23 protein-coding genes and 1 tRNA gene are annotated in these 22,292 nt (G+C 61.5%); 11 read left to right on the top strand and 13 right to left on the bottom strand.

What is annotated here, in order from left to right; all coding sequences use genetic code 11:
- Window positions 1-151: 151 nt before the first annotated feature.
- The 6 genes from WG908_RS13835 to WG908_RS13810 all read left to right on the top strand — a co-directional run bounded on the left by WG908_RS13835 (window position 152) and on the right by WG908_RS13810 (window position 4,542).
- Complete coding sequence (locus WG908_RS13835; protein WP_340187177.1) at window positions 152-496, top strand: hypothetical protein; 345 nt, start codon at window positions 152-154, stop codon at window positions 494-496.
- Between the two features lie 89 nt (window positions 497-585).
- Window positions 586-1,341 carry an SIR2 family protein gene (locus WG908_RS13830; RefSeq protein ID WP_340187176.1) on the top strand — a complete coding sequence of 252 codons (756 nt, stop codon included), beginning with the start codon at window positions 586-588 and terminating at the stop codon, window positions 1,339-1,341.
- Window positions 1,331-3,226, top strand: coding sequence for an ATP-binding protein (locus tag WG908_RS13825; RefSeq protein ID WP_340187175.1), 1,896 nt, complete (start codon window positions 1,331-1,333; stop codon window positions 3,224-3,226). Before WG908_RS13830 ends, WG908_RS13825 begins: the two co-directional genes overlap by 11 nt.
- A 15-nt stretch (window positions 3,227-3,241) precedes the next feature.
- Window positions 3,242-3,454, top strand: coding sequence for a KTSC domain-containing protein (locus WG908_RS13820; RefSeq protein ID WP_340187174.1), 213 nt, complete (start codon window positions 3,242-3,244; stop codon window positions 3,452-3,454).
- A gap of 265 nt (window positions 3,455-3,719) precedes the next feature.
- Window positions 3,720-4,256, top strand: coding sequence for an antirestriction protein ArdA (locus WG908_RS13815; RefSeq protein ID WP_340187173.1), 537 nt, complete (start codon window positions 3,720-3,722; stop codon window positions 4,254-4,256).
- Between the two features lies 1 nt (window position 4,257).
- The gene (locus tag WG908_RS13810; RefSeq protein ID WP_340187172.1) at window positions 4,258-4,542 is read left to right on the top strand and encodes a hypothetical protein; all 285 of its coding nucleotides are present in this window, start codon (window positions 4,258-4,260) and stop codon (window positions 4,540-4,542) included.
- A gap of 138 nt (window positions 4,543-4,680) precedes the next feature.
- On the opposite strand, the gene WG908_RS13805 is transcribed toward WG908_RS13810, so the two are convergent.
- The 11 genes from WG908_RS13805 to sdhC all read right to left on the bottom strand — a co-directional run bounded on the left by WG908_RS13805 (window position 4,681) and on the right by sdhC (window position 16,301).
- Window positions 4,681-4,757, bottom strand: a tRNA-Pro gene (locus WG908_RS13805).
- 181 nt (window positions 4,758-4,938) lie between these two features.
- Window positions 4,939-5,967 (bottom strand): alpha/beta hydrolase family protein, encoded by a 1,029-nt coding sequence (locus tag WG908_RS13800; protein WP_340187171.1) that lies wholly within the window; start codon window positions 5,965-5,967, stop codon window positions 4,939-4,941.
- A 50-nt stretch (window positions 5,968-6,017) separates the two neighbouring features.
- On the bottom strand, window positions 6,018-8,582 hold the full coding sequence (locus WG908_RS13795) for a TonB-dependent receptor (protein ID WP_340187170.1): 2,565 nt from the start codon (window positions 8,580-8,582) through the stop codon (window positions 6,018-6,020).
- 242 nt (window positions 8,583-8,824) lie between these two features.
- On the bottom strand, window positions 8,825-9,811 hold the full coding sequence (locus WG908_RS13790; RefSeq protein WP_340187169.1) for a FecR family protein: 987 nt from the start codon (window positions 9,809-9,811) through the stop codon (window positions 8,825-8,827).
- Window positions 9,777-10,370: an RNA polymerase sigma factor gene (locus WG908_RS13785; RefSeq protein WP_340187168.1), complete on the bottom strand. Its 594-nt coding sequence runs from the start codon at window positions 10,368-10,370 to the stop codon at window positions 9,777-9,779. Before WG908_RS13785 ends, WG908_RS13790 begins: the two co-directional genes overlap by 35 nt.
- A gap of 395 nt (window positions 10,371-10,765) precedes the next feature.
- The gene (locus tag WG908_RS13780; RefSeq protein ID WP_340187167.1) at window positions 10,766-11,317 is read right to left on the bottom strand and encodes a hypothetical protein; all 552 of its coding nucleotides are present in this window, start codon (window positions 11,315-11,317) and stop codon (window positions 10,766-10,768) included.
- 249 nt (window positions 11,318-11,566) lie between these two features.
- On the bottom strand, window positions 11,567-12,115 hold the full coding sequence (locus tag WG908_RS13775; protein WP_340187166.1) for a glutathione peroxidase: 549 nt from the start codon (window positions 12,113-12,115) through the stop codon (window positions 11,567-11,569).
- A gap of 101 nt (window positions 12,116-12,216) precedes the next feature.
- Window positions 12,217-13,623 carry a cell envelope integrity protein CreD gene (gene creD / locus WG908_RS13770; RefSeq protein WP_340187165.1) on the bottom strand — a complete coding sequence of 469 codons (1,407 nt, stop codon included), beginning with the start codon at window positions 13,621-13,623 and terminating at the stop codon, window positions 12,217-12,219.
- Between the two features lie 88 nt (window positions 13,624-13,711).
- Window positions 13,712-15,517 (bottom strand): succinate dehydrogenase flavoprotein subunit, encoded by a 1,806-nt coding sequence (gene sdhA / locus WG908_RS13765; RefSeq protein ID WP_340187164.1) that lies wholly within the window; start codon window positions 15,515-15,517, stop codon window positions 13,712-13,714.
- Entirely contained in the window at window positions 15,517-15,906 is a 390-nt protein-coding gene (gene sdhD / locus WG908_RS13760; RefSeq protein WP_340187163.1) for a succinate dehydrogenase, hydrophobic membrane anchor protein, read from the bottom strand. The genes sdhA and sdhD overlap by 1 nt, the downstream gene beginning before the upstream one ends.
- Window positions 15,906-16,301: a succinate dehydrogenase, cytochrome b556 subunit gene (gene sdhC / locus WG908_RS13755; protein WP_340187162.1), complete on the bottom strand. Its 396-nt coding sequence runs from the start codon at window positions 16,299-16,301 to the stop codon at window positions 15,906-15,908. The genes sdhD and sdhC overlap by 1 nt, the downstream gene beginning before the upstream one ends.
- A 186-nt stretch (window positions 16,302-16,487) precedes the next feature.
- On the opposite strand from sdhC, the gene WG908_RS13750 reads away from it, so the two are divergent.
- Genes WG908_RS13750 through WG908_RS13740 form a run of 3 tightly spaced genes read left to right on the top strand, consistent with a single transcriptional unit; the run spans window position 16,488 to window position 19,585 of the window.
- Entirely contained in the window at window positions 16,488-17,816 is a 1,329-nt protein-coding gene (locus WG908_RS13750) for a methyl-accepting chemotaxis protein (protein WP_445326725.1), read from the top strand.
- A gap of 47 nt (window positions 17,817-17,863) precedes the next feature.
- A complete protein-coding gene (locus WG908_RS13745; RefSeq protein WP_340187161.1) occupies window positions 17,864-18,862 on the top strand; it encodes a 50S ribosomal protein L11 methyltransferase in 999 nt (332 codons plus the stop codon).
- Window positions 18,863-18,877: 15 nt separating this feature from the next.
- The gene (locus tag WG908_RS13740) at window positions 18,878-19,585 is read left to right on the top strand and encodes a dienelactone hydrolase family protein (protein WP_340187160.1); all 708 of its coding nucleotides are present in this window, start codon (window positions 18,878-18,880) and stop codon (window positions 19,583-19,585) included.
- Between the two features lie 21 nt (window positions 19,586-19,606).
- Here WG908_RS13740 and WG908_RS13735 read toward each other — a convergent pair whose 3' ends face one another.
- Window positions 19,607-20,737 (bottom strand): M14 family metallopeptidase, encoded by a 1,131-nt coding sequence (locus WG908_RS13735; protein WP_340187159.1) that lies wholly within the window; start codon window positions 20,735-20,737, stop codon window positions 19,607-19,609.
- Window positions 20,734-21,324 (bottom strand): DUF4136 domain-containing protein, encoded by a 591-nt coding sequence (locus WG908_RS13730; protein WP_340187158.1) that lies wholly within the window; start codon window positions 21,322-21,324, stop codon window positions 20,734-20,736. The genes WG908_RS13735 and WG908_RS13730 overlap by 4 nt, the downstream gene beginning before the upstream one ends.
- A gap of 220 nt (window positions 21,325-21,544) precedes the next feature.
- Between WG908_RS13730 and ykgO the strand changes: the two genes are divergently transcribed.
- Together ykgO and WG908_RS13720 are read left to right on the top strand one after the other, a co-directional pair.
- Window positions 21,545-21,670: a type B 50S ribosomal protein L36 gene (gene ykgO / locus WG908_RS13725; protein ID WP_003046794.1), complete on the top strand. Its 126-nt coding sequence runs from the start codon at window positions 21,545-21,547 to the stop codon at window positions 21,668-21,670.
- Window positions 21,671-21,677: 7 nt separating this feature from the next.
- The gene (locus tag WG908_RS13720; RefSeq protein WP_340187157.1) at window positions 21,678-22,292 is read left to right on the top strand and encodes an HAD family hydrolase; all 615 of its coding nucleotides are present in this window, start codon (window positions 21,678-21,680) and stop codon (window positions 22,290-22,292) included.

Genomic DNA, 22,292 nt, shown 5'->3' with positions numbered 1-22,292 from the left:
GCCAAGAGCAAATCGAGCGTGTGATGGGAGCGACGGTAGGAATGTGGGGAGATTTCCAAGGCATTGTCGGTCGATCACTACTTGAAATTGAAGGCCTTGAGCTTGAGGCACTTTCTGATGAAACCGATGAGACAAAGGCGCTCCCCCAATCATGACCGAGGCTTCTCATTGCCCCTATCGTCAATCGACGCTTTTACAGCAGGTGTTGACGCCGGATAAGATGCGTATAGCGTTTTTGTTGGGGGCGGGGTGCCCCGTCTCGATTCAAATACCAACGGCGGAAGGGAGTACCCACCTTATTCCTGACATCGCTGGGCTGACCAAACACGTGTCAGAGGCAATGTCGGCAAGCACCGAATTTTCCGCCCACTATGCCAGTTTGTTAGGTCGCTTTGGCGACGGCAAGCCGACCATGGAGGATATTCTTAGCGAGATTCGTCTGCTGCAAGGTGTTGTTCGGGCCGGAACTATCAATGATCTGATGCCGAAACACTAGCGGCGCTGGACGCTGAAATCTGCCGGATCACAACAAGTGTCGTTGGGGTCGCCCTACCGGACAGCATAACGCCGTATCATCAGCTTGCCATGTGGACGGGCGGCATACGCCGCACCCATGCGGTTGAGATGTTTACCCCTAACTATGACACGCTGATCGAACAGGCGCTGGAGGCGCATCAAATCCCCTATTTCGACGGGTTTGTTGGCGCGAAACAAGCATTCTTCGATCTTACCTCCATGGAGAACGGATCATTGCCACCGCGCTGGAGCCGCCTGTGGAAGGTCCACGGCTCCATCAACTGGTGGCGCACCAAGACCGATCACGTTGTCCGTCGTGAGGACGGAAAAGAGGGTGATCGTCAGATGATTTACCCATCGCATCTGAAATATGACCAGAGCCGCCGAATGCCGTATCTGGCAATGCTGGACAGGCTCCGCGCCTTCCTATCGTCCGGTCAGGCTGTGCTGGTAACCTGCGGCTACTCGTTTGCCGACCAGCATCTCAATGAGATTATTCTGCACGGGCTGCGTAGCAACCCCACGGCAATCTGTATGGGGCTTCTCTATGGCAAGCGCGCAGGATACGCTGCCGCATTTGAAACAGCTAGAAAGCATCCAAATCTTAGCCTTCTTGCCGGTGATGGCGCAATTCTCGGTTCAATCGAGCGTGATTGGCGAAAGGATGAAAACACAGGCCATCCCCTGCATAACGTATCTGTTTTCAAGGACAATGGTTCAGAAAATTGTCGCTTCGATTTGGGGAATTTCAAAAATTTAGGCAATTTCCTCGCACGACAAATCAACCGTTTCGATGATGATACGGCGAGCAACAATGCGCCTTGATCCTACCTTTATTGGCACCGTTCAAGATGTTCACGGTGCGACCGTCACGGTCGAGCTTAGCAACGAAACCATCACCGGCTTGGGTTTTGTGCATGGTGAGGGATACCGGATTGGTCAGGTCGGAAGTTTCGTTCGCATCCCGCTAGGCTTCGTTGATTTATATGGCGTCGTTTCTCAGGTGGGTGCAGGTGCTGCGCCTGCGACAGATTTGGAAAAAATGTTCGGCAATCGTTGGATTACCGTGCAAATGGTGGGTGAAGGCCAGCGTGGCGGGAGGTTTGAGCGAGGCATCTCGCAGCACCCAACCATTGATGATGCTGTCCACATCGTAACCGAGAATGACCTGCGGGCAATCTACGGGTCCGGCGACCCTCATGATTTTGTATCTGTTGGCCATCTCGCCAGTGCGGAATCCATTCCGGCCTTTGTGAACATCAACAAGCTCATCACACGCCATTCTGCTGTCGTTGGGACTACCGGAGCCGGAAAATCTACGACGGTCGCAGGATTGTTGAGCGCGTTATCCGATCCAATCCGTTATCCATCGGCCCGAATTCTGGTGTTCGATATTCACGGTGAATATTCCAAGGCACTCGCGGATCGAGCGGCGGTGTTTCGTATTGAAGCCAGCCCGGACAAAGGCCAGAAGGAGTTTCACATTCCCTTTTGGGCACTCAGCTTCAATGCGCTGTCTGCCCTTGCATTTGGCAATTTGAACGACGCGCAGGCGGCGGCAGTTTCCGATCTTGTCGTGCAATTCAAACGAGAAAGCCTGGAGCGGCAGCCCCGCGAGGGAATGGAGCTATCGCGAGTTACCGCAGACTCACCGATTCCGTTTTCCATTCATAAACTGTGGTTTGAATTGCATCGGCGCGAGCATCATACACTCATCCCGCTTCCGGGTGGAGCAGCGGATGAGGTCACCCATGCCTACGTCCTCAAAGAGGATGGGACACCATTGCAATCGGGCGATGCCATGGGGGTGATTCCACCGCTTTATCGCAACATCAAAACAACGGGTGCAGCCCCTGAGCGCGTTCAGCAGGGCCGCGATTTTATTGGTATCCGACAGCAACTGGCCGGGCTTGCATCCCGCCTTCGTGACCCGCGCCTCGCGTTTCTCTTCAATCCGGGAGATTGGTTGCCTGATCTGGACGGGGCTGTTGCAAAGGATTTAGATGAACTTCTGCGACAGTGGATCGGCGCGCCCGAACCAGTAACTATTCTGGACCTTTCTGGTGTGCCGACCGTCATCCTGAATGAGCTGATCGGTGCCTTATTACATATCCTGTATGACGCAATTTTCTGGGCGCGGAATTTGCCGGAAGGCGGTCGAGAGCGCCCGCTCTTACTCGTACTTGAGGAAGCCCATGCCTATCTTTCCAAAGAAGATAGCGGCACCGCCGCCCGCGCCGTGCGACGCATCGCGAAGGAAGGCCGAAAATACGGCGTGGGCATGATGATTGTAAGCCAGAGGCCATCAGAGATTGATGCGACGATCCTTTCGCAATGCGGAACAATGTTCGCCATGCGGCTCACCAACGATATTGATCGAGGGCATATCACAAGTACCGCTTCAGATAATCTGAAGGGGCTTTTTGAGATGCTTCCAATACTTCGGATCGGTGAGGCCATTATCGTTCGCGAGGGCGTCAGTCTGCCTGTTCGGACACTGATTTCACCTCCGCCCCTGAATAGACGGCCCGATAGCGCTGATCCTCTGGTTGTTGTACGAGGGGGCGCTAGCGATGGGTATGAAGGGCCGGGCGGCTGGGGGCAGCAACGCGATCCAGTCGATTACAAGCCGATGGTCAGGCAATGGCGCAAACAAAGTCCGCATTACGTACATAACGTGGCCGCTGATGATCCAGCGAATGAAAACTGAAAGTGAGGCAAGTTGATGGAATGGATTCACACACCGGATTCTTCAAATCTTAGTGGATTTGGCTACGATCCCGGCACCTCTGTTCTCCGAGTTGAATTCAAGAACGGGGGAACTTACGAATATTATGATGTTCCTTCTCATGTTGTGGATGCAATGAAATCCGCTCCGTCCAAAGGGCAGTTTTTGGCCTATCAGATTAAGGGCACTTATCGCTACGCTCGTGTTTAACGAACCAAGCGTTGCCTTCGGCCCGCGTTCTAGGCGCTGCGCGCCCGCAACCGCCTGCGGCGTTTTTGCCATCCGGTGACGACCGCTAACGCAAGGACTGGGGCGCTGCCCCCAGCGCACTGCGAAGTGCCTTCCGCCCAGCTTCCTCCACTACGTTTCGTGCAGCCGGTTCCCCGCGAAGCCACTTGCTCCGTTTGCCCCCCGATGCTCGCCGCATGGGCAGGGTTTCAGATCGCACCTGAAACCCAACCCTACGGAGACAGAAATGGGAGCCTTCACCACCAACCAGACCGAACAACCCCGCATCTATGTGGCCTGCCTTGCGTCCTACAACAGCGGCATTCTGCATGGCGCATGGATCGAGGCAGCGCGAGAGCCGTGGGCGATTTACGACGAAGTGCGGGCCATGCTGGCCGCGTCACCCATTGCGGGGGCCGAGGAATGGGCCATCCATGACTATGAAGGGTTCGGCGGCGTCCGCATTGCGGAATATGCCAGCTTTGACCATTTGAGCGACCTTGCTGCGTTCGTTGTCGAACACGGTGTGTTAGGCGCGGCCTTGCTCGACCATTGCGACGGCGAATTGGACGAGGCCCGCCAAGCTATCGATGACCGCCATCTTGGCACCTATGCCAGCCTTGCTGACTATGTGCAGGAGGTCACGGAGGACAGCACCGTCATTCCCCATGCGCTGCGCTACTATATCGACTGGCGCGCCATGGCCCGCGATGCCGAAATCAACGGCGATCTGTTCGCAGTGCAAACCGCATGGGATGCCGTTCATGTGTTCGCGGGGCACTGATATGGAGCAGCAATCCCACACCTACAGGCTTACTTGGCACGGCATCACCATCCGCGTGGTGCACACGCCCCGCCGCTGGAGTGCTATCGAGAATCTGGAGATTCGCAGCATCGCGCCCGCAGGTGCGCCGCTGCCTATCACCGCGACCGGCTACCGGTCGCATTTCATTCCCATCGGCACCGTTGATGTCCATGGCGGCGATGTGGTGGCGCAGCTGGACGAGGAAGCCACCAAGCCCGATTGGCGGGCGCATATCGAGGCCAGCAGGCAGGGCGAGCTATTCTAACCGAAAGGGTCGGCTCGCTCGCGCCTCGAATCACCAAGGCACGAGCAAATCCGCATTTATTTCTACACAGTTCCTGCACAGGCAAAAGCTGGCAGTTTTTTCGCTTAAAATTCAAGATCATAGAGTGATCTTGAATTATGGTCGGGGAGACAAGATTCGAACTTGCGACCCTCTGCTCCCAAAGCAGATGCGCTACCAGGCTGCGCTACTCCCCGACTGCGCGCCATTAGCGGGCGGGAACGCCATCCGTCAATGCGCGCGTGCAATTGGCCCGCAATCGATCGCCGGTGATAAAGGACCGGGGTGAACGCTCCGTCCCGGTCCACATTCTGCCCTGAACCGATCGCAACCGGCATGTGGTCACGGCTGCAACCATCGGCACATGCCGGTCAACATTCAAAAGTCGCATTCGGTCTTGAGCCACGCCACCGCCAGCCTCGCCAGTCCGACCCGCGCGGTCAGGAAATAATCATTGGCCTCCAGGATCACTTGCGAGAAATGTTTTGCGTTGGCGTTCAGCATCGCGTCCACGAGCGGCTTGTGCAGGGTGTCGACATATTCGCGGTTCGAATGCCCGATCAACAATACATTCTTGTCAACCAGCCTGGGGGCGGCGGCAATCATGTTGAGGCGATCATAGTCCGCAGCGGTCAGTGCGTTAAGTTCCTTTTCCAGGTCGACTCGTCCAGCGAGCGATTGTTTGAGTTCGCGGAAAAATTTTAAGGTGGCAGCGTTCAGCGGCCTGGGCAGCAACCAGCTGGGGCTGACCGTGACGATCGAATTGAGGCTGGGATTTTCAGCGCCGCCGATCCAGCCCATCATGCCGCCGCCGCCGCTTTTCCCCAAGACAGCGATACGGTCCGGGTTGACCCGGAAAGGACGAGGAAAGCCGGTGCCGGGCGGAACCACGTGCTGGCCACCGTTTTCGCGCAGGAAATCGACAGCCGCGTGCAGGTCTTCGAGCGCGCCTATGAAGGAATAATCTTGACTGCCGTCCCACATACCCCGTGGATTGAAGCGCATCACATGGATGCCCGCCCCGACCAGCGCCGGCACCAGGCTGTCGAGGCTGTCGCCGCCATAGCGCTGGGGCGACAATATGACGCATCCTTTGGCCTCGGCACCGTCGGCAAGCCACATGAACGACTGGATGGGCCTGCCCTTGCTCATGAACACGTGCGGAAAATGCATCGACGGATAGTCGGGGTCGAAATAGACCGAGTCCGTTGTCGCATAGTCCGGGCCGCTAGACACTGGCCAATATTGCCTGGCGATCTTGCCCGTGGTCGCCGCCTGCGCCGCACCCGCGCCGGTGAGCGAGGCAACGAGGGCGGCAAAGCCCCCGGCTACCGTACGGCGGGAAACAGTGGCGCCTTCCCCGCCGCTCTGCGCCTGATCCTTGCCTGCCCCTGTGTCGTTAGTCATTTCATCGTTCCTCTATCACTTTGAACAATTACGTCGGGTAGAACCGGCTCTTATTGCCCGCCGAAGCGACGGGTAATCTGGAGCGAGACCTGCCGGCCCCGGTTGATGTATGCATAGCGATCGGCATCGAAGGTCGGTCCATTGGTGCCCGAAGGACCGCCGGTGAACAGAACCGAGTTGGAAAGCTGATATGGATATTCATTGGTTAGGTTGCGGCCAAGCAGCGCGAATTCCCAACGATCGTCCGCGCTGATGAGGCGAAGGTTGGCATCGAGCATCCAGAAGCTATCGAGCTTGCTGCTGGGGGCTAGGTTGGATTCGGTGAAATAGCTGCTGGAGTAGCTCGCATCGGCGGACAGGCCGATCCGCCAATCCTCGCTGACCTCGCGTTCATAATTCGCGCCCACATTGCCCGACAATTCTGGCGCGTTGGCGAACGGGCGACCTTTGAGATTTTGCAGCGTGAAGACACCGCTGGGCAGAACGCCACCATTGCAGCCCGCGCCGATCGACTGACCCGGATAACATTGCGCCGTGTAGATATTATAGCGTGCCTCATTATAGCCCAGCGCGCCACGCAGCGTCAGTCCTTCAATACCCGTCTGCCAGTTGAAGTCCGCCTCGATCCCTTTGACCGTTCCCTTGCCCGCATTGTCGATGGCGAACTGTATTCCCTGGACGAAAGTTACCTGAAGACCTGTGGTCACATATTTATAGGCGCTGATATTGGCGCGCAGGCTGTTGTTGAACAACAGGGCCTTGACCCCGGCTTCGCCTCCCTTCGTGATCTGCTGGTCATAGATGCGACCACCGGGCGTCAGGCCGCCGCTCAGGAAGCCGCGCTTGTAGCTGCCGAACAGCGTCAATTTGCTCGACGGCCGCCATGCCGCCGTCAACTCGGGCGAAAAATTCTTCCAGCTCTGATTGGGATTGGCGGGCGATGTAGCCCCGATCAGGCTCTTGATGAAAGCAACCTTCTTTTCCCAGGAATAGCGGCCGCCTGCGGTCAGTTCGACCGTTTCGACCGGATTGAAGCGGAGTTGCCCGAACAGGGAAAGATGCGAGCCTTTAAGCGCCAGCTTGCCCCGACCGAACTGAACCGGATTGTCGGGAAATGCGACATCCTGGGTATCATATGCGAATTTGCTGTCCTGCAGATAGGTGCCGACCAGCATATTGATCGGCCCGCCCCAACTGCTGGCCAGCCGGAATTCCTGCGACAGTTCTGTCAGGTTGAAATGATAATCGCCGACAATGATGAAGTTTGGATCGGTTGTATTGAAGTAGGGATCTGTCCAGTCTAGGTCGACTTTATAGACGCTGCTGAGCGACGTCAGCGTCATCGTGTCCGTCGGACGAAAATTCATTTCCAGCGATGACAGAAGCTGACCCTGCTGAAGATCGGGTTCTCCGTCGCGGATGCCCAGGCCGAACTGCTTTAAATCCGGTCCATAGCCCGAATAGGACAAGCGGTCGTCCGCCTTGCAATTTTCACCCGAACCACCCACGCCAATGGGAAGCTGGGGGGCGCCGAGCGGGCAATAGATATATTGCCGGATTTCGGATGGACCCGCCGTTTTGAGTTTGCCGTAATTCAGCTTGAACCGCGCATCGAACTGTTCGGAAGGCTCGAATTTGAGCGTCAGCCGCCCCGCTATTTCCCGGTCATGCGGCAACCGCTCGCGCGTGGAACCGAAACGCAGGTCCGAAGGATAGATATTCTTGGCCCAGCCTTCCATGTGCGAACCCATGACCGCGACGCGGACACCCAGCGTATCGGTGATCGGGCCTGATACGAAGCCGTCGAAAGACGCTTCCCGTCCGACAAATTCATACAGAGCCGATGCTTTCGCCTCGAACTGGCTCGTGGGGTCAGCCGTGCGGATGGAAATCACACCGCCAGGGCTGTTCTTGCCGAAGAAAAGCCCTTGTGGCCCCTTGAGCACTTCGATCTGGGCAAGATCCATCTGACCGATGCGACGAATGCTCGACCGCGCGACCTGCGCGCCGTCAACGTTAAAGGTGACGCCCTGATCGGCGGTGGTGGTGTTGGCATTTGCACCGATACCGCGCAGGACGACGCTGCCGCCCTGGATCGTCCCCTGCCCGATCTGAAGTTGCGGGATGACATTGTTCAACTGATCGATGCGCGTCAGATAACGGCGCTTGATTTCGCTTTCGCTGATCCCGGTGACGACAACCGGCACGGAAATGGAGGTTTCATTACGGCGGCGGGCAGTGACGACGATGTCGCCTTCGGGGGCGTTGCTCGAATCATCCTGGCTCAGCGTCGCGGGAGGGGCAGCCTGGGTCGCGGGAAGCGGCGATGCGCGCCTGATGGTGATGATCTCGCTCGCGTCGCTCGGACGCCTGGCGACAAGCCCCGTGCCGGCCAAAAGCCGCTTGAGCGCATCCTCGACATCCAGCCTGCCGATAACGGCATTGGCGCGCTTGCCGCGAACGAGCTTTTCGCTCGCAAGGATCTGAAGGCCCGACTGCTTGGCGAAGACGGCGATGGCGGACTCGGCGGGCTGGGCCGGAATGGCGAAATGACGGACTTCGGCAAACGCCGGCTGCGCGGAAACGGCGGCAATAATCGCGGTCGAGACTATCATAAATTTCCCCCATGTCGGCGGCGCGCGATCGCGCCCGTCCTGAATGTTTTGATGCACGGCACGGACCTTTCCGACGCGGGGAACCATATTTTTTCATTTTTCTGTAAGAATGGCTATCTCCGCATTCGTTTCACCTCGATGCGTCTTTCGGGCGGCAGCCATGGCGCAGCGCGCCGATAAGCACCGGCCCGCTGATGATATGACACAATTCGCGCAAGCGAGCGGTGGCAGCGCGGCGCGCCCTATCGCATCAGCAGGATTTCGCCGTCCTGCACCGCGACATGCGCGCCGGTCATGTCGGCCACGGCGCGGGCGAACCTGCCGGGATCGCTCGTGCGGAAATAGCCGACCAGCCGTTCCTGCCCAAGCGCCTCATCGACCACGACGATCCGCTGGCGGTTATAGCGGTTGAGTTCGGCGACCGCATAATCGACCGTCTGGCCGTCGAGCACGATTGCCCCGCCGCGCCACGCCAAAGCGCGTTCCACATCCTGCGGTTTGCTTTCGGCGCTCGACGCGGGCGGTTGCGATCCGGGCGAAACATAGGATCGGGTGCCCGCGACCAGGCGGCGAAGGCTGCCCTCGCGCCCCTCGATCCATGTTTCCACCACGCCTTCGGTGACCAGCACGTCCGCACCCTCGGGTCGCCGCCGCACGGCGAAGGCGGTGCCGACCGCGCGCACGCGCACCGCGCCGGCTTCGACAATGAACGGGCGCGCCTTGTCATGCGCCACCTGGAACCAGGCTTCCCCTTCCTCAAGGCGAATGGCGCGCTGCTCGGGCTGCAGCGCCACGGCGATCCGGCTGGCGGTGTTGATGACTGCGACCGATCCGTCGGCCAGCGGCACCCGGCGCACTTCGCCGATGTCGGTGCGGATTTCATCGCGTCCGAAGCGCGGCAGAATGAAAATCGTGCCCAGGCCCGCCGCCAGCACCGCCGTGCCGCCGACCGCGAATTGCAGGAACCGGCGTCGAGCAGCACCCGCCGCGGCTTCGACCGGCGCAGGATCGTCGGCGCATGCGCCATTGGCGAGCAGGGCGCGGCCGCGATCGAGATAGGCCAGCGTCGCCTGCGCGCGCAACAGCGCGCCCTGGTGGAGCGGGTCCGCCGCCAACCAGGTCGCCAGATCGGCTTCCTCCGTGGCGGAAAGGGCGCCGAAGTCGATCTTCGTTGCCCAGTGCGCCGCGCTGTCGTCAATCATCTCGGCGCGCGGCCGGCTGTTGCTCATGTCGCTTTCCCTGATGTTGGTCCCAACCCCCTTCGTCCTTGTCTTCTTCCGCAATGGCTTTCATGATCAGTTTAAGGCCGCGTGCCGCCTGCGCCTCTACAATATGTTCCGCAAGACCCAAACGTTCCGCGATCTCGCGCTGGGGCACGCCTTCTATGCGGCGCAGCAGGAAAACCTCCCGGCATCTATCGGGGAGCGAAGCGATCAGCCGCTGGATGCGCGCCAGTTCCTGCCGCGCGCTTGCCCGCCGTTCGGGGCCGGGGTCGGCATCCTGAAGGGTCATCGCCTCGATCTCGGTCAGACTTTCGATACGAACGATCCGATCGCGCCGAACCCGCCGCAGCATCACCGATCGCGCGGTGGTGAACAGATAGGCGCGCCCGTTTCGGATATGCCCCACGCCCGATAGTTGAGCGATGCAAAGATAGGAATCGTGCACGATGTCGTCTATATCCTGGGCAGGCAGCAATCGTCGGCGGAGCCATGCGCGCAGTTCGGCTTCGTAGGGAACGATATTGCTCCCGACCCAAGCGACGATATCGCTGCGGCACCCCACCACGCGCTACGCTCCTCCCGAAATTTCTCCTGCCATATCCACTAAGATGTACGGCGGCCGCATTTCCGACGATAGCCGCAAAATTCTGTCGTTTTTTGGAGTAGTGTTCGATCCATCTGGATCACCCCATGCCCGATCGGGCCGAGCCGGGGCGAAACCCTTCAACAAGCCTCCGCCGCGACCGGCAGTCGAAGGGGCTAAGGGCAAACGGATATGAGGAGAGGCTCGAAACTCAAGCGGGGGATGACCGGGTGGGGCAAGACATTGAACTCGCCTTCCTCCCGATGCTGGCCAATAGCTGGCCGATAGCTGGCCAATAGCTGGGAGGTGGCTGCGGCCTTGTCGACCGCAGGATCACGTCCCCTTCCCCGCAAACCAGCCGTAAACTGGCTAGCGGATCAATTGGCGGCCTTGCTGGTATCGACCTTGTCCACCCACTCAGGGTAGAAGGTCGGCTCGCGATTGGACCAGCCCGCCGCGGTCGCCGCCGCTTCGCTGATCGACTGCAACAATAGCCGGCGCTTGTCGGGATGAAGGTGCGGAAGGCTCGCCGCCGCGCAAAATGCACCGGGTAGCCACGGCCGCGCGCCCGCGCCGATCAAACGCTCATAAAGGAAGCGATAGGCCGAAAAGGTGCCAAGCCTGTCCTGGCCGAGGTCGAATGCGGAAACCGTCACCAGAGGCGCCATGAACGGTTCCACCTGTTCCAGGCCGCTGTCGTCGGGCACATGCAGCTTGATTTCGTCGAGCCGGCCATAGATGCGCGCCTGCGCCCGGATGCTGGCTTCTTCCACCAGGTCGCGCGACCATAATTTCATCGCGTCGCGGCGATGAAGCCCGATGTCGAGCGAGCGCCGGATATAGCGCTGCGTGGCAGCAGGGAAACTGGCGAACTCACGTAGTTCGGCAAAGGTAACGGCGCCGTCCGCCGGTTTTGCACTCGTGCCCATGATCTTGCCCTCCGACTAGCCGTCGATCAAACTAACATGCGCTCATCGTGGTTACCAAAGGCTTAAGCGCTTGTTCGGTCAACATTCACAAGGGACCAGATTTTTTTGTGCGGTGCAACATGAAAATTCGGACTTTGCGACAGGTCGATGACAATGCCCCTTCCGCCCCCTCGCCGCCGTCATGCTGCGGCCGACGTCCCCGCTGGCGTCGGCCGCTGATTTCAGGCGGATATAGCCGCGAAGCGCGACTTATTTCGCCAGTTCGGCTTCGATCGTCGCGATCAGTTCGGCGTCGTCCGGCGCGGTTGTCGGGGCAAATCGAGCCGCGACGGAGCCATCCCTGGCGATCACGAATTTCTCGAAATTCCACAATATTTCCGGTTCGGGATTAGGCGTCATGCCATAGCCGGCCAGCTTTTCGCGAAAGCCGGCGCCGTCGCCCTTCGCTTGCGGCGCCGCGCTGGTCAGCGCCGCATACAAGGGATGCTTGTCCGGGCCGGACACCACGATTTTTTCGAACATCGGGAAATCCACGCCGAAATTGGTGGTGCAAAACGCCGCGATCTCGTCATTGTCGCCCGGTTCCTGCGCGCCGAAATCATTGGCCGGGAAGCCTGCGACCACCAGGCCCTTGTCGCGATAGTCGGCATAGAGCTTTTCCAGCCCCTCATATTGGGGGGTCAGGCCGCATTTGGACGCGACGTTGACGGCCAGCACGACCTTGCCCGCATAATCCGCCAGGCTCGTGTCCGCGCCCTTGATCGTCTTGAGCGGGATGGATTGAATTTCAGTGGTCATGGGGTCGGTCTCCTTTGTCGGATTTCGGTGCTACCGGCCCCCGGCGATCAATACCAGCCTCTTCCCGGCCAAAGGCGAAGCGCAGGGCCTGACATGTCGACTCAGGACACGCCGGCATCGCCGTCCGGCGTCGCCTTTGCGTCATTCGCCGTCCCGACGGCTGCCCAATCGATATGCCGGGTCGCCCACATCACCGACGCCAGCGCCACGAACAGCAGCACCGAACCGATCAGCAGCGAATAGGCCTCAAGATTGAGCAGGACGAACAGCGTCGCGTACAGCCCAACCAGCAGCCCGGCGATGATGCGGGCGCGCATCCAGCTTTTCAGCACGGCGGCGGAATAGGCCGTCAGCAACGCGGTGATCGCGCCCGCCGCCAGCAGATAGGACCAGGTAAATCCGATCACCTCGGCAAAGGCGAGCAACAGCACGAAGAATAATATCAGCCCGCTGCCCGCCAGCACATATTCCGCGCTCGCCACGCGCGCGCCGCCGACAATGTCGAACATCAGGAAGGCGAGGAAGGTGAAGCCGACGAACAGGAAGCCATATTTGATGGCCCGATTGACCTGTGCATAGGGATCGACCAGTTCGACAAGGCCGATTGTCGCTGCCGTGGACCCGCCGTCCGATGTGACCGCCGGTCCGCCATAGGGCTCGGTGGCGATCATCGGCGCACGTCTGTCCTCGGTCAGCACCAGCGCCTCTCCCAGCGCCAGGTTGCTGATGGAATAGCGCGCGCTGAAGCCCTTGTCCGTGACATCGCGATCGGTGGGCAGGAAATCGCCACCAAAGCCGGGATGCGGCCAGGATGACGTTACCGACCAGTCGGTGCGGCCGCCGCGCGGCACCAGGCTGACCTGGCCATTGCCGCGCACCGCATAGGCATAATCGATCGTCAGGGCGGATGCAGCGGTCCAGTCGATAAAGGCGAAAAAGCCGTTATTGCCGGTGGCGAGCAGACCCTTGCCGGGCTGAAGCGATATGGCGCGGCCATTCACCTTGAGCATGTTGCGCGACAACAGGCCGCGCGGGTCGGAAACCCCCATGCGGATTTCTGCCCGGTCCAGGTGAAGCTGATCCGGGGTCACGCCATGACGGGCAAGGTCGGTTGGCAGGATGAAGGCGGCGCGGCCCGATATGCGCGCTTCGAACAGCACGGTCTCATAGATCGCCTTGCGACGCCGCTCGGGCATGATCGCCGTGTCGACCGCATTGGTCGTGGGCGACAGGAACAGTTCGCGCTCCACATTGGTCATCCGGCTGATCTGCCGCCCGTTCTCGGTGACGGTTTCCGTTTCTGGCCGGGTGTAGGGAATGACGAGAACCGGGCCGGCGATCACCTGCGGCCCGCCCCATCCCTGCGCGATGGATGCTCGGGCGGCGCTCGATTGCGATTGGCGCTCCCAGACCAGCAGGTAAACCGCGAACAGCGGAATGGAGAGCATCAGCCCGATAAGAATGCAGAACAGAAGTTTTCCGCCCGCTGTTCTGCTTTTGGCCGCCACGTTCCGCCCCCATTTTACCTGATCGGCCGATGTTAACAAAAAAGGGCTCCCCTGGGGGAGCCCTTTTCGAATCATTCCGATCGCGCGTTCAATATACCCGCGCCTTGGGCTTTATATATTCTGCCTCATCGGTCATCGTATAGTCATGCACCGGCCGGTAATCCAGGCTGACCTTGCCGCCCGATCCACCCCAGCCTTCGAACCAGCTGACGGTGTGCTTCATCCAGTTGACGTCGTCGCGGTCGGGGAAATCCTCGTGCGCGTGCGCGCCGCGCGATTCCTTGCGCGCGTGCGCGCCTTCCATCGTGCAGATCGCCTGCGACATGAGGTTGTCGAGTTCCAGCGTCTCGATAAGGTCGGTGTTCCAGATCAGCGAACGATCGGTCACCTTGACGTCCTGCAACCGCTTGTTGACGACCTGCATCCGCTCGACACCCTCGGCCAGCAAGGCGCTGTCGCGGAACACCGCGGCGTGCTTCTGCATCGTGCGCTGCATGTCGAGCCGGATTTCCGCCGTCGGCGTGCCACCCTTGGCGTTGCGATAATGGTCGAGCCGGCCAAGCGCGAGATCGGCCGAATCCTTGGGCAACGCCTTGTGCGAGCTGTTGGGCTTCACATTGTCCTTGAGGAACAGGCCGGTGGCGCGACCGAAGACGACGAGGTCGATCAGCGAGTTGGAACCGAGACGGTTGGCGCCATGGACCGACACGCACGCCGCTTCGCCCACCGCGAACAGGCCGGGTACGATGACTTCGGGATCGTCGCCGACCTTGGTCACGACCTGGCCATGATAGTTACAGGGGACGCCGCCCATATTATAATGGACGGTCGGCGTGACGGGCAGCGGCTGGCGGGTCAGGTCGACGCCCGCGAAGATCTTGCCGCTTTCGGTAATGCCGGGCAGGCGCTCGGCCAGCACCTTGGGATCGATATGGTCGAGGTGCAGGAAGATATGATCCTTGTGCTCGCCAACGCCACGCCCTTCGCGCATTTCCATCGCCATCGAACGCGACACGACGTCGCGCGACGCCAGGTCCTTGGCGGACGGGGCATAGCGTTCCATGAAACGCTCGCCTTCGGAATTGGTGAGGTAGCCGCCCTCGCCGCGCGCGCCTTCGGTGATGAGCACGCCCGCGCCATAGATGCCGGTCGGGTGGAACTGCACGAATTCCAGGTCCTGCAACGGCAGGCCCGCGCGCAGCACCATGCCGCCGCCGTCGCCGGTGCAGGTGTGCGCCGACGTCGCCGAGAAATAGGCACGACCATAGCCACCCGTCGCCAGCACGACGGCATGGCTGCGGAAGCGGTGGATCGATCCGTCTTCCATGCAGATGGCGATCACGCCACGGCATTCGCCATTTTCCATGATCAGGTCGATGGCGAAATATTCGATGTAGAAGTCCGCGTCATATTTCAGCGACTGCTGATAGAGCGCGTGCAGCATGGCGTGGCCGGTGCGGTCGGCGGCGGCGCAGGTGCGCTGCACCGGCGGGCCGGCGCCCATATTCTGCATATGGCCGCCGAACGGCCGCTGATAGATTGTCCCTTCGGCATTGCGGCTGAACGGCACGCCGGCATGTTCCAGCTCGTAAACCGCCGCCGGCGCCTCGCGCACCATATATTCGATCGCATCCTGGTCGCCCAGCCAGTCCGACCCCTTGACGGTGTCGTACATGTGCCAGGTCCAGTGATCGGGCGAATTATTGCCAAGCGACGCGGCGATGCCGCCCTGCGCGGCAACGGTGTGCGACCGGGTCGGAAACACCTTGGTGATGCACGCGGTCTTGAGGCCCGCTTCGGCGCTGCCCATGGTCGCGCGCAGGCCAGATCCGCCGGCACCCACGACCACCGTGTCATAGGTGTGATCGATGATCTTATATGCTTCGGTCGACATCAGTCAGCGGCCCCCATGAATGCGATCTTCGCGATCGCAAAGATACCGGCGGCCGCGCCACCGATGGCGTAGAAGTTCAGAAGCAGGATCGAGAGGAAGGCCAGTCCCTTGTCATGGACATAATCTTCCAACATCACCTGCATGCCCAGGCGCAGGTGCCAGAAAATGCTGACGATCATGAGCATCAGCGGAACGGCGACCAGCGGCTGCGCGACCCAGGTCACAACGCTTTCATGGTCGAGGCCGGGCAAGCTCACCAGGCTGAACAGCAGCCACAGCACCAGCAGCAGGTTGCCCACCGCCGTATAGCGTTGCGCCAGCCAGTGATGCGCGCCGTGCTTGGCAGAGCCCAGGCCCCGGACGCGGCCGATACCAGTACCGTTGCCCATCAGACTGTCTTTCCAAAGATAAAGAGCCAAAAAGCAATCGTCAGCGCGGTGGAGATGACCGGCACGATCAGCGACCAGCGCTTGTTCGTGGCCAGCTCATATCCCGCGCCCATGTCCAGAACGAAATGGCGCAGGCCCGACGTCATATGCTGGAAGAAGAACCAGCTCAGGCCGATCATCACCAGATAGCCAAGGGGATGAGTCGCGCACGCGACGAAAGTTGCATAGGCATCCGGCCCGCTGGCAGCCGCCATCAGCCACCAGACGAGGCCCAGCGCGCCAGCGGTGGCGAGGCCGTTTCCGGTGACGCGATGAAGAATGGAGATCGCCATGTGCGGCCCCCATTTCCAGATCGTCAAATGCGGCGAGAGCGGCCGGCTTTTGGATCGCGCCATTGTGTCTCCGTCCCTGGAATAATCTGTGATTCCGCTCCCCTTAGGATCGAAAATGGTCGAGGGCAAGCGACGCGGAGCCGTCAATTGCGGTCATATCGTCGAGCGCGCGCATAAGAACTGGTTAACCAAGCCGCACTATAGAGGTCCTGAAGAAGTACGAGCCAGCAAAGAAGGGCCTGTCCGACCATGACCTCCCAAGACAGCAACAATATGATGATCGACGCTCTTCGGTGCTGCGATCCGCAGGGAGAGATTGCGGCGGGCGCGCTGGAGATCGGAATGCTGCTGGGCGATGAGTCATCCATCGCCGCACGCGCGTTTTTCGACCGATATATGGATGACACGGGACTGCGCACCAAGCTGGATGCGAACATCATCGCCCGAATCGATGAAGACAGCCGCCGCTATATTCGCGAAAAGCTGAAGAATTTCAGCGCCGGCATCTGGATCGAAGCCGCAACCGACTGCGTTCGTCATGCCCGCAAGCATGGCGTCCCGGTCGAAGCCGTGCTCAAGGCGGTCAGCAAATCCAATCAGGAACTGACGACGCTGATCTGGGATCGCTGCGCCGATCCGGTGGCCCTGCGCAACATGATCGGCATGATGATGAAGATATCGATGCTGGATGCCGCGATAATGAGCAGCGTCGTTGCGAACGACAATGCCGAGCAGCGGAGAATCGAACGCCAGCAATTTGGCCAGTTGTTCGAGCAGCGAATCGTCGGCGAGATCGACGGTGCCTCGCAATTGGGCGAATCCCTGCGGGAGCAGGCCAAGGACGCCTCTGCCGCGACTCGCGGCATGCTGGGCAAGGCATCGGAAGTCGCGGCGGCGGCGGAACAGTCCGCGCTCGCAATGCGCGAAGCCGCGCGGACCTCCGCCGGCCTGATCCGCGCCATCGAAGACGCCCGGACAGAGGTTGAAAGCGCCGCCGAGGTAGCCCAGCGGGCCGCCGACCAGTCCGGCGACGCCGTTTCCATGTCCGCCACCCTGTCCGACCATGCCAAGTCGATCGAATCGATCCTCGGCCTCATTCGCGACATTGCCGGGCAAACCAATCTGCTCGCGCTCAACGCCACCATCGAAGCGGCGCGCGCGGGCGATGCCGGCCGCGGCTTCGCCGTCGTGGCGCAGGAGGTGAAAAGCCTGGCCAACCAGACGGCGCGCGCCACCGATGAGATTGCCGGCAAGATCGCCGATATCCAGGCGTCCACCCGCCAGTCCGTTCAGACCAACGAGCGCATCCGCGACACGGTGGGCGAGGTTCAGGCGAGCGCCGATCGGATTCGCCACGCAATGGACGCGCAGGCGCAAACCGTCACGATGATCACCGCCGCCGTCGACCAGACGGCGCTGGCCGCCGATTCGATGTCGACCACCATCTCGGCGATCCGCCAGGACACCGAAATCGTCGCGTCGGAAATCGACCAGCTCGAACGCGGCTTCATGAGCGTCGAAGGCAAGCTTGCCAGCCTGCGCCACGCCTCATCCGACTTCGGCCGGCAGGTCGCCTGACCCCAACGGCCTTTTCCTCGTGCATCCCGCCGCTATAAGGCGGGATCATGACAGACCCCGCCACGACCGCACCTGAAAGCTGGAAAGTGACGCTTCCCTGCACGCGCGCAGAAGCCGAAGCGCTGGACGGCGACATTGCCGCCTTCGCGCTGCTCGACCGTCCGCCCGTGTTGATGACCAGCGAAACCGAACCGGACGATGACGACGCTTGGCGGCTGGACGCCTATTTCGAGGGCAAGCCCGGCGCTGCCGCGCTGCGCCTTCTGAAGGCGCTGGTGCCCAGCGCCGCCACCGCCAAACCGGTCGTGCAGGCGCTACAGGCTCAGGACTGGGTGACGGTGAGCCAGCAGGGGCTGGTGCCGGTGACGGCGGGCCGTTTCCATATCCGCAATCTTGAAAGCGATCCGGTCCAACCGGGCTATCGCAATTTTCTGATCGGGGCGGGCCGCGCCTTTGGCACCGGGCAGCATGAAACGACGTCCGGCTGCCTGGAAATGCTCGACCGGATGCGCACGGCGGGAATGCGCTTTTGCAATATCGCCGATATCGGCACGGGGACAGGGCTGCTTGCCTTTGCCGCCCTGCACCTGTGGCCGCGCGCCCGCGCCACCGCATCTGATATCGACCCCGTATCGGTCGACGTGACGGCGGCGAATGCGGTGATCAACGATGTCCCGACCGGCGGCGGCACCGGATCGCTCGCCCTGTTCGCGGCGGCCGGGGTCGATCATCCGGGCCTGCTGGGTCGCGCACCTTATGACCTTCTCATCGCCAACATCCTCGCCGGGCCGCTGATCGAGCTTGCGCCGTCCTTGTGCGCCTGCGTGGAAGATGGCGGGACGATCATTCTCGCCGGGCTTCTGGACGATCAGGCCGACCGGGTACTGGCCGCCTATCGGGCGCAGGGCATGCGCCTTGCCGAACGGATCGATACCGGTCAGTGGCCGTGCCTGCGCCTGCGCAAGCGGCCGCGCATCGGCTGGCGCCGCCCGCGCCGCTGGAATGTCGACAGCCGCGGCGAAGCGCCCGGCTATGGCAGCTGGTAGCCAGGAGGAGCGCTCGTGACGATCTCGCGCCGCCCGGTGCTTCACGATGGCTTCGACAGCCTGGCGGTGGTTGACGTCAGCGCTGCCTGCCCCCTGCCCGGGATAATATTGTTCCCCAACGTGCTTGGAACCAAGGAACAGGACTTCGTCCGCGCCGAACGGGTCGCCGCGCTTGGCTATGCCGTGCTGGTCGCCGATGTCTATGGCGCGGGCAAGCGCACCACGCGCGAAGACCCCGAAATGGGCCGCTACATGGCAGAATTGAACGGCGACCGCCTTATGATGCGCGAACGATTGCTGGGCGCGCACGCGGCGCTCAAGGCCCTGCCGGAAGTCGACGCCGCGCGGACGGCGGCCATCGGCTACTGCTTTGGCGGCAAATGCATGCTCGATCTGGCGCGATCGGGCGCGGACCTTGCCGGTGGCGTCAGCTTCCACGGCGTTTACGACCCGCCGCCGTTCGCCAGTGCGACGATCGGCGCAAAGCTGCTGATCTGCCATGGCTGGGACGATCCCATCGCCCCGCCCGAAGCCACGGTCGCGCTGGCGGACGAACTCACCCGGGCGGGGTGCGACTGGCAAATCCATGCCTATGGCGGCACCGGGCACGCCTTTACCGATGTGACGGTCGCCATGCCCGAACGCGGCATGGCCTATGATGCGCGCGCCGACCGGCGCAGCTGGAACGCCATGGTCGATTTTCTGGACGAATTGTTCGGTTGATCCGCGACCGCCGGCGTCAGGTCAAAGATCGTCGATGATTTCGGCCAGCACCCCCAGGCAGTCTTTCGCAAGCTGCTTGGAACGGGCGGGCGACCAGCCGAAGTCCGCGTCGGGCAGGTCGTCATTATCCTTGAACGGCATTTCCAGCGTCATCGAAACCGCGCCATAACGTTCCGCCAGTTGCGCGGTGGACATGGACAGATTGGCCTTGCCGGGCGCGGAGACGGGATAGCCGAGCCGCGTCTGGAAATCGGGCGTGCGCGCTGCCAGCGTGTCGCAATACCGCCGATACAGCGCCAGTTGTCGATCCGCCAGCGAAGGAATGCCCTCGAAGCCTGCCATGAACACCGCCGGGATCGATTCGTCGCCATGGACGTCGATGGCGAAATCGACGCCGCTTTCATCCATCGCCGCCCGGACCAGGAAGACTTCAGGACTGCGCTCCATCGACGGCGCATGCCATTCGCGGTTGAGGTTCACGCCCACGGCGTTGGTGCGCAGGTGCCCGCGGCGGCTGCCGTCCGGGTTCATATTGGGCACGATGTGGAACGTCGCCTTCTGGCGCAGCAGGCGCGCAACCGCATCCTCTTCGTCGGTCAGCCGCTCCAGCGCGCCTTCGGCCCACCATTGCGCCATGCTTTCGCCCGGATGCTGGCGCGCATAGAGCCACACCTGCTTGTCCCCGTCGCCGATCGTCAGCAGGTCGATGGGCTGGCCATCGAGCGTCAGACCCAGTTCGCGGCTGGCGACGCCCGGCTGGCTCGCGGCCCATGCGATCAGGTCATGGTGCCGCTCCATCGAATAGGGCGCGAAATACGCGACCCACAGCGCATTGCCTTGCGGTTCGACCCGGATGGTCAGCGTTCCGTCGGCATAGTCCGTATCGGCCAGCAGCCAGGCGTCGCGGTCCTCGCTGATTCGCGCGCTGTAGCCCGGCCAACCGGCCGGATAGGCCGACGCCCCGGCGTTGACGATCGCCAGTTCCACCTGTCGCCCCGCGGCGCCGGCGATGCGAAAATGAAACCATTGAAAAAATTCGCTGGCGTGATCCTCGATGATCTCCAGCTCCGCGCGGAAGCCCGCTGGCGTGTCGGTTGTGGAAAGAACGCGGATATTGCCGCTGTCGAAAGCGCTGGTGATCGAAATGGTCATCGCACCGTTATAGTGCGCCCCGATTCCCCCGGATAGCCCCCGATCAGCGCGCTCGCCAGTTTGGCGGCGGCAATACCCGGCTGCGCGGCGGGCGTGCCCTCGCGCGCCTCGCCGATGGCGCGCCCTTCCCATATCGTCGCCGAATCGCTGCGCCGGCGGATCTGGACGTGCAATTGGGTCGTCACGATGTCCTTGGGCCTGCCCGACAGGTTGATGCCGATGCCCACGCCCGCGCCAGAAAAGCCGCCGCTGCCCACTCCGCCGCCTACGCCGACGCTGACGGGCCGGTCGGTCCCCTGCCCGCCCGGCCGGAAGCCGCGCCGAAAACCGACATAGGCGACATAGGCGCTCGCGGCATCCGGCGCTTCGGTGAAGCCGACCCCCTGAAGTTCACGGGCGACCGCGTTCGCATAGGTCCGAAATTCAAGGCCGACATCGGGATTGTCGGGCATTTCGCGCACCGCGACCGTGCCGGTGCGCGCGGGATCGCCCAGATGAAAGCGCGTCACTTCGACCGGCGGCACCGCCGTCGCGCAGGCGGAAAGGGCGGCCGTGGACAAGGCGATGGCGATGACGTGCTTCAACATGATCTCTTCTCCCGAATCGGCCGTTTTCGCATTTGCAACCCGTGCCGCCATAGGGTTCAGCGTACAGCCTAGTCCAACAAACGCATGGAGCCATGCTTTTGCTGCACACCGAATGAATGGCCGGCGCCCGGTTTCCCGGCCTTGACTTTCGACCACGCCGCCCATAGGGGCAGCGCTTCGATTTTCCGACCAAAGCAGACAATTCACCAAGGGCTAAGCCATGAAGATCCGCAACTCGCTCAAGTCGCTCAAGGACCGTCACCGGGACAATCGCGTGATCCGTCGTCGCGGCCGCACCTATGTGATCAACAAGACCAATCGCCGCTTCAAGGCCCGCCAGGGCTGAAGTCAGCGTGACAGGTATCGCCGCCGTCATATTCGACGTCGGCCGGGTCCTGTATCACTGGAATCCCCGGATTCTCTACGAGCGCCTGATCCCTGACGATCAGGCGCTCGATGCGTTCCTGCGCGATGTTGTCAGCGAACAATGGCATTTCCAGCATGATCTGGGCCGGCCGTTCAGCGACACCAGCGCAGAACTGATCGCCCGCTTCCCCGATGACGCCCCCCTGATCCGGCTGTGGGGGCAACGGTTCAACGACAGCGTGGGTCCGGCGATCGACGGCATGGCCGACCTGGTGGCGGACCTCGACGACGCCGGCGTCCCGCTGTTTGCCATCACCAATTACAGCCATGAATTCTGGCCGCCCTTCGTGGAGCGGGAGGCAGCGATGTTCGCGCCGTTCCGCGATATCGTCGTGTCCGGCGTGGAACGGCTGGCCAAGCCCGATCCGGCGATCTTTCACCTCGCGCTGGATCGCTTCGGCCTGACCGCGAAGGAAGCGATATTCATCGACGACCGCGCCGATAATGTGGATGGCGCGCGGGCTGTCGGCATGCGGGGGCATGTCTTTACCGACGCCCCCACGCTGCGGGCCGAACTGGAATCGCTCGGCCTGCTCGCCTGA

It is taken from the genome of Sphingobium anseongense (genome assembly GCF_037725245.1).
In the GTDB taxonomy this organism is placed as follows: domain Bacteria; phylum Pseudomonadota; class Alphaproteobacteria; order Sphingomonadales; family Sphingomonadaceae; genus Sphingobium.
The sequence above is the reverse complement of the archived record's forward strand: the minus strand, read 5'-3'. Positions and strand labels throughout refer to the sequence as shown.

What these genes read in the sequence shown, in the direction of transcription:
- WG908_RS13815 (WP_340187173.1), top strand. Translation starts at nt 3,720, where the DNA reads ATGGGAGCCTTCACCACCAACCAGACCGAACAACCCCGCATCTATGTG.
- sdhC (WP_340187162.1), bottom strand. Translation starts at nt 16,301, where the DNA reads ATGGCGCGATCCAAAAGCCGGCCGCTCTCGCCGCATTTGACGATCTGG.
- WG908_RS13730 (WP_340187158.1), bottom strand. Translation starts at nt 21,324, where the DNA reads ATGTTGAAGCACGTCATCGCCATCGCCTTGTCCACGGCCGCCCTTTCC.
- WG908_RS13790 (WP_340187169.1), bottom strand. Translation starts at nt 9,811, where the DNA reads ATGAGCAACAGCCGGCCGCGCGCCGAGATGATTGACGACAGCGCGGCG.
- WG908_RS13830 (WP_340187176.1), top strand. Translation starts at nt 586, where the DNA reads ATGTGGACGGGCGGCATACGCCGCACCCATGCGGTTGAGATGTTTACC.
- WG908_RS13835 (WP_340187177.1), top strand. Translation starts at nt 152, where the DNA reads ATGACCGAGGCTTCTCATTGCCCCTATCGTCAATCGACGCTTTTACAG.
- WG908_RS13745 (WP_340187161.1), top strand. Translation starts at nt 17,864, where the DNA reads ATGACAGACCCCGCCACGACCGCACCTGAAAGCTGGAAAGTGACGCTT.
- WG908_RS13800 (WP_340187171.1), bottom strand. Translation starts at nt 5,967, where the DNA reads ATGACTAACGACACAGGGGCAGGCAAGGATCAGGCGCAGAGCGGCGGG.
- ykgO (WP_003046794.1), top strand. Translation starts at nt 21,545, where the DNA reads ATGAAGATCCGCAACTCGCTCAAGTCGCTCAAGGACCGTCACCGGGAC.
- WG908_RS13750 (WP_445326725.1), top strand. Translation starts at nt 16,488, where the DNA reads ATGACCTCCCAAGACAGCAACAATATGATGATCGACGCTCTTCGGTGC.
- WG908_RS13795 (WP_340187170.1), bottom strand. Translation starts at nt 8,582, where the DNA reads ATGATAGTCTCGACCGCGATTATTGCCGCCGTTTCCGCGCAGCCGGCG.
- sdhA (WP_340187164.1), bottom strand. Translation starts at nt 15,517, where the DNA reads ATGTCGACCGAAGCATATAAGATCATCGATCACACCTATGACACGGTG.
- WG908_RS13810 (WP_340187172.1), top strand. Translation starts at nt 4,258, where the DNA reads ATGGAGCAGCAATCCCACACCTACAGGCTTACTTGGCACGGCATCACC.
- WG908_RS13775 (WP_340187166.1), bottom strand. Translation starts at nt 12,115, where the DNA reads ATGACCACTGAAATTCAATCCATCCCGCTCAAGACGATCAAGGGCGCG.
- WG908_RS13735 (WP_340187159.1), bottom strand. Translation starts at nt 20,737, where the DNA reads ATGACCATTTCGATCACCAGCGCTTTCGACAGCGGCAATATCCGCGTT.
- WG908_RS13825 (WP_340187175.1), top strand. Translation starts at nt 1,331, where the DNA reads ATGCGCCTTGATCCTACCTTTATTGGCACCGTTCAAGATGTTCACGGT.
- sdhD (WP_340187163.1), bottom strand. Translation starts at nt 15,906, where the DNA reads ATGGGCAACGGTACTGGTATCGGCCGCGTCCGGGGCCTGGGCTCTGCC.
- WG908_RS13780 (WP_340187167.1), bottom strand. Translation starts at nt 11,317, where the DNA reads ATGGGCACGAGTGCAAAACCGGCGGACGGCGCCGTTACCTTTGCCGAA.
- WG908_RS13820 (WP_340187174.1), top strand. Translation starts at nt 3,242, where the DNA reads ATGGAATGGATTCACACACCGGATTCTTCAAATCTTAGTGGATTTGGC.